The following is a 12,223-nucleotide window of genomic DNA, read 5'->3' as shown; positions in this document are numbered from 1 at the left end:
AAATTACTACATAACATTTTTATGCTAATATTTAAATGTATACATAGGTATATACACTATTAATATAGTGGATAAGTTTATTTACAGTTATTGAAGCATGAAATGGGGGGCATTGAGTGTGGAATGGTAAATTAACCAAACCCCAGTCTATGATAAGAGATGGTTAACATCTCTTTTTTTATTTAAATTTATAAATAATTGTGTTTTTGGTAAAGTTAATTCCCCACCCTTTCGGTAAAGTTAATTCCCCACCCCTTAGTATAAATGTGGGACTTAACTTTTTTTATTTAAAAGGGTTTTATTTAACATTATCCTTTCATTCAATTTCTTCTTTTAATTTTAAAGACTCATAGTTTCTATAAGATTTTCCAGCAATGCTAACAACATGGGATTTATGTAATAATATATCCAATATTGCACTTGCTATAACTTCATCTTGGAATAGTTTTCCCCATTCTGAAAATAGTTTATTTGTTGTAATAATTGTTGAGCTTTTTAAATATCTACTATTAACCAATTGAAAAAATATATTTGCTTTTTCTTGATCCATGGGAAGAAATCCCAATTCATCAATTATCAGTAACTTGTACTTAGAATAGTGTTTAATTCTTTGAGCAAGTTGGTTTTTAAATTTTGCTTCTTGTAAATTATTTAACAACCTATTGCAGTCAATAAAATAAACACTATATTTTGACTCTGCAGCAGCAATCCCAATAGCTGTGGCAAGATGAGTTTTTCCAACTCCTGAAGTATCTTGAAAAATTATATTTTGTTTATTTTTTATAAAATCAAAATTTAAAAAATAATTAATTTGATTTTGATTTATTTGTGGTTGAAAAGTGAAATCAAATTCTTCTATAGTTTTTATTATTCCAAATCCTCCTGTTTTAACTTTTAAATATTTTCTTCTTTTAGTTTTGAAGTTTACCTCCTCTCTTAAAATTGATTTTAAAAATTCAACAATTAAAGGACTAGAATATCTTTGATCCATTAAAAGATTAAATACCTTTTCATTTGTTGTTCATTTAACTTCATTTAACAAATTTTCAATTTCTTTCATTTTAGGTCTCCTGATTTTTCTGATTAAAAACTTTTAGTTTATACTGCAAGTCTAATGACTCAACAGTTTCTTTTGCCATTTTCCTAATGACTTCTTCTGAAATATTGTCACCTCTTTTTAAAAATTCATACTTTAAAATTTCTGAATGAATTTCTGTTGTAGTAAAAGAATGCTTAGCTACTTTTAAACTGTTTTCATATGTTGCAATTATTGTTCCATTATGTTCTATGTAGACATTAGAATCATCTTGATATATTTGCACATATTCATTTAGATATAAAGGTGGTAAGTAGTAAAAATTGCTTAAAAATGCTATTTTATAGTCATTTTTTACCATTCTTGTTTCTTTTGAATTTAAATAACCTTCAATAATTTTTTTGTTAGGTAAAGGTTGAAGTGTATGCAATTCTTGTTTTAAAAAAGATTGAATTGGTTTAAACCCCACACCATTCTCACTGTTGTTGTATTTAGATTCTATGTTTTTAACAATTTCTATTAAGTGATTTTTGTTTTCAATTACTCCAGTTCAAGCTTTTATTTTTTTTGCAATTCTTACAGCACTTTCAACCTTAGCTTTTTGTTCTGGTGAAGCTGGATCACATGGAATAATCTCTATACCAAAATCTCTTTCAAAATCATTTCAATGTTTTTCTAAAATTGGCTTTTTGTTTAAATAGTTTTGGTTTTTAGAAATAATAGATTTCATGTTGTCGCAAACTAAATAAAGAGGGCTGCCTTGGAATTCTGCCAATGCAGAGACTAAAAACTTCAATACAGTTTGAGAACTCTTTTCATAAGAAACAAATAACTTCATATATCTAGAATACGAGAACTTTGTAACCAAAATATTAATTTTTAACTTTCCATCTTCCTTTGTATGAATGACAATATTTTCAGCCCAGTCTATTTCCAAAATTTTTCCAGGATAGGTTTCCTTTATTATTTTTTTTGGAGGAGTAATAGCTCTTGAAGAATAATCATAATTTTCTTTTAAAAATGATTTAAAAGTAGAATAGGAAATTTTATTTTTAAATTCAGTTTTAGATATTTCAAGCTTTGAAGGTAAGTAATCCAAGAGATGTTCATAAATTGAAAATATTGATGGTTTAGTTCCATTGGTTTTTTCTTTATAAGATTCAATTCTCTATTCTATAATATGTTCAATTTGTGATAAAAAATTCTTAGATGGTTTTTTATATTTTCTTTTGAAGTCACAAGATTTTAATTCTGGGTTATTACTTAAAATTCTTAAATACTTCCTAACAGTTTTTCTGTCTATTTGTAAATCTCTAGATAAAGCCTTAATGTTTACTACTTGTTGATTTTTTAACAATTCTTTAATTTTATCTATCATTCTTATTTTGTTAATTTTTTTCATAATTCCCCCTATTAGAGAAATTATAAAAATCCCCATTTCTTTAGTTAAGTCCTCACGGGGGGGGGGGGGGGTGGGGAATTAACTTTGCTGAAAGGTGGGGATTTAACTTTACCGATAACAACTTGAAATTGTTTTTCTTTTTTTTATATAGAATTTTTCAAAAGTTATATGAACTTATACAAATATAATTTTTAATATGATAAAAAATGATAAGCAAAAATAATCTAACTATTTGTTTAAAAAATAGCAACTAAATAATAAATATAAATTAAAATAATTATATTATTTGCAAAAAATTATTTTTTAAACTTATCTTGTTGTAAGGAATGCATATGAAAATTAAAAAATTCAAAAAAATTAAAAAGAAATCTAAAATCCTTGTTAAGGCAAAACTAATTGCTCAACAAGTTGAAAATAACCGTGAAGAATATAGTGCTTTATCAATTGAAGACTTAAGGATTAGAACTGATTATTTAGTAGATGGTTTAGCTAAAGATAAATTCACACTAGAAGATATCATTGTTGATGCTTTATCAATTGCAAGAGAAATCATTTATCGTGAACATGGTATGCTAGCTTATGAAGTTCAAATGATGGGTGCATATGTTGTTCATACTGGTGACTTTGCTGAAATGTATACTGGGGAAGGTAAGAGTTTAACCTTACTTTTAGTTTCTTTTGTAAATGCCCTTACAAAACGTGGTGTTCATATTGTTACTGTTAATGAATATCTAGTTGAAAGAGATGCTTTATTTGCTCAAAAAGCTTTTGAAAAATTAGGAATAACTGTAGGTTATAACACTTCAAAATTAAGTAAAGCAACAAAAAAAGAAATGTTTGCAAGAGACATAACTTATACTACTAACTCAGAACTTGGTTTTGATTATCTTAAAGACAATATGGTTAGAGATATCAATGAAAAAGTTATTAGAGAATTATTTTTTGTAATTGTCGATGAAGCTGACTCTGTTTTAATTGATGAAGCTAGAACTCCTTTAATTATTTCAGGACAACCAAAAGAAGATTTTTCATTATATTTAGATATTGATAAATTTGTAGGATCTTTAGCTGAAGATGATTACAAAATTGATAATGAATCAAATACAATTGCTTTAACTGATCAAGGTGTTTCTAAAGCTGAAAAGTTTTTTAATTTAACAAATTTATATTCTGTTGAAAGTGCAGAAATAGTTCATAAAATTACTAACTCTTTAGTAGCTCACTATATTTTTGCTAATGGTAAAGAATACCTAGTGAAAGATGACAAAATTTATTTAGTAGACCAATTTACAGGAAGAGTTTTAGAAGGTAGAAGTTATAATGCTGGATTACAACAAGCAATTCAAGCAAAAGAAAGAGTAACAATTGAACCTGAAAATGTTGTAATGGCAACAATTACTTATCAATCATTTTTTAGACTTTATGAAAAATTGTCAGGTGTAAGTGGAACTGCAATGACTGAAGCTGAAGAATTCTTGAAAATTTATAACATGGTAGTTGTTAGAATCCCTACTAACAAACCAGTAGCTAGAATTGATAAGCAAGACTATATTTTTGGGACAAAAAGAGTTAAGTGGAATCATGTAATTCAAGAAATAGTTAATCGTCATGAAACTGGTCAACCAATTCTTGTTGGCACAGCTTCTGTAACTGACTCAGAAATTATTCATGAAAGATTAACAGAACTTAAAATCCCTCATGAAGTATTAAATGCCAGAGATAACACTAAAGAAGCTGAGATTGTAAAACATGCTGGTGAAAAAGGTGCAATTACAATTTCAACTAACATGGCAGGTCGTGGTACTGACATTAAAGTAAGTGATGAAATTAGAGAACTTGGTGGTCTGTATGTAATTGGTACTGAACGTCATGAATCTCGTAGAATTGATAACCAATTAAGAGGTAGAACTGGAAGACAGGGTGATCCTGGTGAATCTAGATTTTTTACTTCTTTAGAAGATGCTTTATTTAAAAGATTTGCAACAGATAGATTTGAAAAAGCTTCTCAAAAATTAGAAGAAGAATTTTATGACTCAAGATTCTTTTCTAAGATGTTAGATAGAACTCAAAAAAAGGTTGAAGGTCTTAACTTTGACATTAGAAAAAACCTAATGGATTATGACCATGTTTTATCTTTACAAAGAGAATTGATTTATAAGCAACGTGATCAAATTTTATTAAAAACTAACAATTTAAACATCATTAACAACATGATTGATGATTATGTTGAAACAGAAATTTTAAACTTTAAAAACAATGACAATACATCTCTTGTTGATGCAAATAAGATTGTTGCTTTCTTAAATGAGAAAATCTTAAAATTCTCTTATTTTACTCCAGCAACTTTTGCTAATATGCCAATCTTATTAGCTATTGATAAAGCAATTTCAATTATTAAAAAAGTTGTTGATGTTAAGTGTAAAATTCTTGAAAAAATCAATGGTTTAAATGTAATAGATGAAATCTTATTAGTTAACTTAGATCAAAAGTGAACAACTCACATTGATAAAATGACTAAGCTAAGAGAAGGGGTTAACTTAAGATCTCTTGAACAAAGAAGTCCATTAAATATTTATATTGAAGATGGAAATAATTTGTTTGAAAGAATGAAAATCAATGTAGTAACAGATACTATTACAAGTATTTGCAATCTTTCATTGCCTAATGAAATGATTGAAATTACAAATGCATTGGATGAATTTGTAAACTCTGAAGAATTCAAAAAAAAAAATTATGGAAACCAAAGGGAGATTGAACAGAACTTTAATAGCGCTTTAAGTTTTTCTGGTTCTGCAACAAGTGAATTTGACAACTTTATTGAAAGTGAATTAGAGAACACTTTAATTGAAGAAACACCAGAAGAATATGTTGAAGTTGAAGAATATATTCCACAACAAACAGAACCTGAAGTTGTTGAAACAGAAACTACTCCATATGGATTTGAAATTCCAAAATATGATACTAGTGGTACAGATAAATATGAATTAAACAATGGTTCAAGTGAAGTTAACATTTTAGAAAATGAATCAGATATTTTTGAAAACTCTTTCTCACAAATTCAAAATACATTTAATACTGAAGAATTAGATCCACAAGAAACTCCTCATACTGCTAAAGCTGATGACCAATTTGTATTTGAGTCTGCTAATTTAGAAGATGATATTGAAGAAATTGAAAATGTTTCTAATATTGATAAAGCTCCTGAAATTCAACAACCTTTAAGTGAAGAAGAAATTCAAAAAATTCTTGATATGCCTGCATTTAAAGATGATGAAAAACCATTAACTATTGGAAATTACTTAGATAACATCTTAGACAGCATGGATATTGACTATGATCAAGATAAAGAAATCACTCAACAATTAGAACCATCTTCTAATGAACAAGAAGTTACAGCAAATATTCCTGAACAAAATCAATTGGATATCACTACAAGTGACATTGATAATGAAATTGAATTGTTAGATGAATCTGAGCGTGAATCTATTAAAGAAGAAATTCAAAAATCTATTTCTTTTGATTTATCAAATGACCCAGATTTTATTGAATATAGAAATTCAGTTTTTGTAAATAAAAACAATGGAATTGATTATTCAGATTATAAAAAGTTAAATGAGGATGAAAGTGATGATGATATCAAAGCTTTCTATAAACTTCCAAAAGTTGATAAAAAAGAACCAGGAACATTGTTTGGTGGAAATCTTTTAAAGAAGACACCATTTAATTTTAAAAATAAAAATGAATTAGATAATGAAAAAATAAAATCTACTAATTTATTTAGAGAAGAAAACCAGGCTAGTGAACAAGAACTTAATACTTTATTACAGTTAGATGATGAAAAAGATAGATTGGAAAAAATTAATCAACTTTTAAATAAAGAAGACCCTGAGGTTCTTGAAAGAAAAGAACTAGAAAGACAAGTTGAGTTTGAAACACCAGTTTATTATCTAGAAGATATTCCAGAGGGTGAAAGCTTAGACAACTTTAAAGCTATGGATAACCCTCACGAAGAACAATCTTTTGAAGATAATCTTGTTGATGAAGAAAATCAACAATTAGAATTTGAAGAAGCACTAGATGAAGTAATTGATGATGGCCAATTCAATGATGAAGTTGAAGCTGCTGAATTATCTGAAGAAGTTTTAGAAGAAGTAATTAATCCTAATCCAGAAGAGTTATCTGAAGAAGATAAATGACTTATTACAAAAAAAGAACATGAGAAATTCATGGAAAAATATTTAGGGGATGTAAAAGAGTTAACATCTGAAAATCCAGAAGTTGTTACAGCTTTATTGCAAGAAAAAAATAAAAATTTAAAAGATGTTGAGATTATTGAAAATAATGAAGAACTAGAAAACACAAATGAAGAAGAGCCAAACATCAATAGCCAAGATTCTTTTTTAAATAACATTAAAATAATCAAAACTGTAGATAAAGAAAGTGAAGATGAAACAGAGATTATTCAAGAAATTAATCAACCTGCAGAAATTCACAACCTTCAAAAAGACATTCTAGATTATTTAAAAGAAAACAACAAAAAATAAAGTTTTATTAATTTAATTAAAGAAACAATTTCTCTTTTGAAATTGTTTCTTTTTTACTTAAACTATTAAAGAAATTGTGTGCTTAACAAAATAAAATATAGTCTATAATAATAGTGTTGTTGTTTATTTTTGCACTTTTATGTAAAAATAAACAAATAAATTTTTATAAGCTAGGATAGTAAAATGACTAACAACTTGTCTAATGAAAACAAATACTTTAAATTAATAAATGAAAATGGATACACATATAGATTCAAATCTTCTAAAAATAAATCTACAAAAAATATTTTATTTATCCATGGGTTTGCTACAACATCTGAATATCATGATGAAGTAATTGATAAATTAACAGATGATTTCAATTACTATGCACTTGAATTACCTGGTCATGGATTTGCAAAACTAAAACATAAAATCCATTTAAACCCATTATATTATGCTCAATATATCTCTACTTGAATTAATCAAAAGGGATTTGAAAATTTATATTTAATTGGTCACTCAATGGGTGGAGGATTAGCTATCTTATTATCAAATTTAGTTGGTGATAGACTTGCTAAATTAATTGCTGTAACTCCAATGAATTCATCAATGTGAACAAGTTTAAAATCTTTAATTGCTACTAATAAACTGTTACCTGATACTTATGAAAAGAACTGAAAATCCAAATCTATTTTGTTATATAAACCTGAAGAACATTATAGTGGAGATAGCACTGAAGAATTAGTTGAAGAAACTAACTACTTCTTAGATCATTTAAAAGATTTTAAATTTTTAAGAAAAAATATGAAATCTATTAAATTACATAATGAATTAAAAAAAGCAGAATCAAACAATAGAGTTGAATCTATGGTTATTATTGGAAAATATGATGGGGTTGTAACTTATCATAAAACATTAAAAAGATTTAGTTCATTACAAAATTATGAAATAGCAACTTTTGAAGAATCTGCTCATTTACCTTTTGTTGAAGAAAATGATAAATATATTGAAACTGTTTTAAATTTCTTTAACTCAGTAAAAAATGTAAATGTAGATATTAACCAAAATGATGTTGATAATATCATTGTAGAAAATAGTGAATCAGAACAAGTTTTAGATTCACAAGAAGAATTACAAAATAAATAAAAAATAGTTACCAAAATGGGGGACTTTAAAAATGATGAAAGATAAAAAATACAAAGGAATTGGTGCAAGTGATGGAATTGCAACAGCTAAAGCATTCTTATTAGATAAACCAATCTTTAAAATTGATGACTCAAAAATTAGTAATGTTGATCAAGAAATTTCAAAAGTAAATGCTGCAATTGAAGCTTCAATTAAAAATATTGAACATGTTAAAACAATTGCAATTGATAAAATTGGTGCTGAAAAAGCAATGGTTTTTGATGCTCATGCACAAATTGCAAATGACCCAGAATTAAAAAATGAAATCATTTCTATTATTAAAGATCAAAAAGTAAATGGTGCATATGCAATTGATGTCGTTTTTAAAAAGACACATGATTTATTTGCTAATATGGAAGATGATTACTTCAAACAACGTGCAAGTGATGTTGAAGATGTTAGAACTAAAATCTTATCATTTTTCTTAAATATTGAACTTCCAGATTTATTAGCTATTAAAAGTGAAGTTATCATTGTTGCAGATGATTTAACTCCTTCTGAAACTGCATTATTAGATAAAAAATATGTAAAAGGATTTGCTACAAACATTGGTGGAAGAACTAGTCATGCTGCAATAATGGCTAGAACTATGGAAATCCCAGCAGTATTAGGATTAAAAGATATTACAAATGCAGTTGATAAAAATTCAATGATTGCATTAGATGGTTCAACTGGTGATTTAGTTATAGAACCAAGTGATTTATCTGTTTGAAATAAAAAGAAAGAAATCTTTTTAAAAGAAAAAGAAGAACTAAAAAAATATATTAATGTTAAAGCTAAAACATTAGATGGTGTTGAAGTTGATGTTGTAGCTAATATTGGAAAACCAGAAGATGCAGATAATTTAGATAGTTATGGTGCTGAAGGAATTGGTTTAGTTAGATCTGAGTTCTTATACATGGAAAACTCTAAATGACCAACAGAAGAAGAACAATTTAATGCTTATAAATATATTTTAGAAAAACAAAAAAATAAATTAGTTATCATTAGAACTTTAGATATTGGCGGAGATAAGAAATTAAATTATTACCAATTCCCACATGAGATGAATCCATTTTTAGGGTATAGAGCAATTAGATTTTGTTTAAATAATCCAGAAATCTTCAAAACTCAAATTAGAGCATTATTAAGAGCATCTGCTTTTGGAAGAATGGGGATAATGTTCCCTATGATAGCAACTGTTGATGAGTTTTTAAAAGCTAAAAATATTGTTGAAGAAACTAAAAAAGAATTAACAAAAGAAAAGATTGCATTTGATAGCAAAGTTCTTGTTGGTATGATGGTTGAAATTCCTTCATCAGCTTTCTTAACTGATAAGTTTGCAAAATATGCTGACTTCTTCTCAATTGGAACTAATGACTTAGTTCAATATACTTTTGCAGTTGATAGAATGTCTGAAAATGTTTCTTATTTATACCAACCAAATAACCCTGCATTATTAAGAGCAATTAAAGCAACAATTGAAGGTGCTGCTGTTCATAAAAAATTTGTAGGTATGTGTGGTGAAATGGCTGGTGACATTAGATCTATTCCAATTCTATTAGGATTAGGTGGAAAAGGTCTAGATGAGTTTAGTATGTCAGCTTCTTCAATCCTTAGAAGTAAAAAAGTTATTGCATCTTTAAAACACTCTGAATGTGTGGAACTTGCTAATAAAGCAATTGATTGCGATACAGCTGAAGAAGTAAATAATTTAGTTGAAAATTTCTTACAAAAAAAGAATTTAATTTAGTATCATTTATAGTGAATACTTTTATATAATGAATACTGTGAGTTTACTACTCAAGTGCATAGAAATTTTGATTGAACTTTCTATTGTAAACTCACATTATCCCATTCAAGTCGCTTGAGAAATCAAAAGTTGTCGAGCTTAGAGATATTTTCTTAACTTGCCAATTGAATTTATGTTGAAAAAGAAATAAGTTTGTGTTTATAGACTTTTTAAATACTTTTGAAACCTTATAAATGAAAAAATTAATAACTGAAAAGATTTATTATTTAAAATTAGTTTATCCAAAATAAGATAATAAATTATAGATTTAATTTATTTTATATAATACTTTAATCAAGCCATGGTAAAGAAATTTATTGGTTATTGAATCATTTAAAAAATATTATCTCTAATTATTTATTTATTATTTATATAGTCCTTTGAGTTGTTTTTGTAGTTTGTTTTCGATTCATTATTCACGAGAATAAATCATTTTATTTATTAATGAGTATCATAAGTAATGATTTTCAGGATAATTTAAAAATCCCGTGAAACATTCAACAAGTTTTTATCTTTTTATAATAGATTGTAAAGTTAGTTACAAACCTCGACTAAGTAGCTGAATTTATATGAAGTTTTAAAAAGGTTAATATTTTAAAAAATAAATGTTCCGTAAAGGAAATTCAAAGTTAATTTTAATAGATTTAAGTTAATCAAAAAGAGCATTTGTCGAAGTGCTCTTTTTTTATTTTTATTTCATTTATTTTATATATAATAGTACTAGGACATTTTGCTTATTAACAAATACATATATATTCACTAGGATAAGAGAAGACAATGCAACAAAATACAGTCACTCTAATATTAGTGGGTGTTATTATTTTTCTTTTTATTTCTTTATTTTTTTATGTAATCTATTCTTTTGTACAAAAGAAAAAGAATAGAAATTTCAAACAAATAAAAATACAACCTAAAAAGAATAATAAGATTACCCCCACTTCTGATCAGAAATTAAAAGCAGATGAATTCATTTCTATAATTAATAAAAAAAGAGAAATTTTAAATCATCAAAGAGCTGATTATTTAAAAATAAAAGAAACTCAAGAATCATATCAACAATTACAAGAAGTTATATCAGAATATCAAAAGAAGCTAAATTTAGAAAAAATTAAACTTATAGATCAAATGGAAAAAGAGATTAAAGATAATCTTAATGAAAAAGCAGTTTACTATATGATTAATGCCATGGAACAACATGCTGAAGATATCATCTCTTCTAAGTTTTCATTCACTATAAAATTAGAAAATGAAGGAATGAAAGGGAAAATCATTGGTAAAGATGGTAGAAACAAAAGACACTTTGAACAAACTACTAAAACTGATTTAATTATTGAACCTAATATGCCAGCAATTACAATTTCATCTCCTAACCCAATTAGAAGAGAAAAAGCTAAAAGAACAATGGAAAAACTTTTAGAAACTAAAAACATGGATATAGCAAAGATTTCTTTATTTTATAAGGAAGTTGAAGAAGGATTTGAACAAACATGTTATGAAATCGGTAAGGATGCTTTAGAAAATAAATTACACATTTTTGATATTGATAAAAAGATGTATCCAATTGTAGGACAACTAAACTTTAGAACTTCATATAGTCAAAATGTTTTATTACATTGTGTAGAAGCAGCAGTTTTAGCTGCTAATATTGCTCAAAAATTAAATATAGATCCGATTAAAGCTAAAAAGGCAGCTTTCTTTCATGACATTGGAAAAGCAGTAGATTTTGAAATTGATAATGATCATGTTAATTCAGGTGTCGAATTAGCTAAGAAATTTAATTTTGAAGATTACATTATTAATGCAATCGAATCTCACCATAATAAAGTAAGCCCTAAAACTGTTTATGCAGCTTTAGTTAAAGTTGTAGACAAATTAAGTGCATCTAGACCTGGTGCTAGATTTGTTTCTAATGATGAGTACTTTAAAAGAATAGAAGAACTAGAAAAGATCTGTAAATCCTTTGAAGGAGTATCAGATGCATATGTCATTAAATCAGGAAGAGAAATAGAAGTAATTATAGATCCTTCATTAGTTTCAGATGATGAATGTAAGATTTTAATAAAAGATATTAAATTCAAATTAGAAGATAGTGACCTTGTTAATAAGCAACCAATTCAAATTACTTTAATTAGAAAATTCACCCAATCTATTACAACATTGGGAAGTGCTTCTAGGCTTAGAACTTAGATAATATAATGTTTTAAATTACAATATAAAACCTCTATTACCGATGATAAGTAATAGAGGTTTTATTATTTATATCTTATTTTTTAAAACTCTTAAAATAGTTAATAAACTTTTAT

At 26.4% G+C, this 12,223-nt stretch carries 6 protein-coding genes and 1 pseudogene; 4 read left to right on the top strand and 3 right to left on the bottom strand.

The window, feature by feature from the left end; all coding sequences use genetic code 4:
• Positions 1-298: 298 nt before the first annotated feature.
• The 3 genes from istB to MYPE_RS05795 all read right to left on the bottom strand — a co-directional run bounded on the left by istB (position 299) and on the right by MYPE_RS05795 (position 2,438).
• Positions 299-1,060 carry an IS21-like element helper ATPase IstB gene (gene istB / locus MYPE_RS02860; protein ID WP_011077372.1) on the bottom strand — a complete coding sequence of 254 codons (762 nt, stop codon included), beginning with the start codon at positions 1,058-1,060 and terminating at the stop codon, positions 299-301.
• Between the two features lies 1 nt (position 1,061).
• Complete coding sequence (locus MYPE_RS02855; RefSeq protein WP_011077371.1) at positions 1,062-2,135, bottom strand: DDE-type integrase/transposase/recombinase; 1,074 nt, start codon at positions 2,133-2,135, stop codon at positions 1,062-1,064.
• Between the two features lie 69 nt (positions 2,136-2,204).
• Positions 2,205-2,438 carry a DeoR family transcriptional regulator gene (locus MYPE_RS05795; protein WP_044891267.1) on the bottom strand — a complete coding sequence of 78 codons (234 nt, stop codon included), beginning with the start codon at positions 2,436-2,438 and terminating at the stop codon, positions 2,205-2,207.
• Positions 2,439-2,770: 332 nt separating this feature from the next.
• Between MYPE_RS05795 and secA the strand changes: the two are divergent.
• The 4 genes and pseudogenes from secA to MYPE_RS02830 form a co-directional block, all read left to right on the top strand.
• Positions 2,771-5,170 (top strand): annotated as a pseudogene (gene secA / locus MYPE_RS05955) (preprotein translocase subunit SecA); the annotation flags it as partial.
• Positions 5,171-7,165: 1,995 nt separating this feature from the next.
• Positions 7,166-8,110: an alpha/beta fold hydrolase gene (locus tag MYPE_RS02840; RefSeq protein WP_011077369.1), complete on the top strand. Its 945-nt coding sequence runs from the start codon at positions 7,166-7,168 to the stop codon at positions 8,108-8,110.
• Between the two features lie 31 nt (positions 8,111-8,141).
• Positions 8,142-9,881 (top strand): phosphoenolpyruvate--protein phosphotransferase, encoded by a 1,740-nt coding sequence (gene ptsP / locus MYPE_RS02835; protein ID WP_011077368.1) that lies wholly within the window; start codon positions 8,142-8,144, stop codon positions 9,879-9,881.
• 816 nt (positions 9,882-10,697) lie between these two features.
• The gene (locus MYPE_RS02830) at positions 10,698-12,107 is read left to right on the top strand and encodes a ribonuclease Y (RefSeq protein ID WP_011077366.1); all 1,410 of its coding nucleotides are present in this window, start codon (positions 10,698-10,700) and stop codon (positions 12,105-12,107) included.
• The last annotated feature ends 116 nt before the right edge of the window (positions 12,108-12,223 follow it).

Source organism: Malacoplasma penetrans HF-2 (genome assembly GCF_000011225.1).
Classification (GTDB): domain Bacteria; phylum Bacillota_I; class Bacilli_A; order Mycoplasmatales; family Mycoplasmoidaceae; genus Malacoplasma; species Malacoplasma penetrans.
This window is presented reverse-complemented; position numbering and strand designations above follow the sequence as displayed.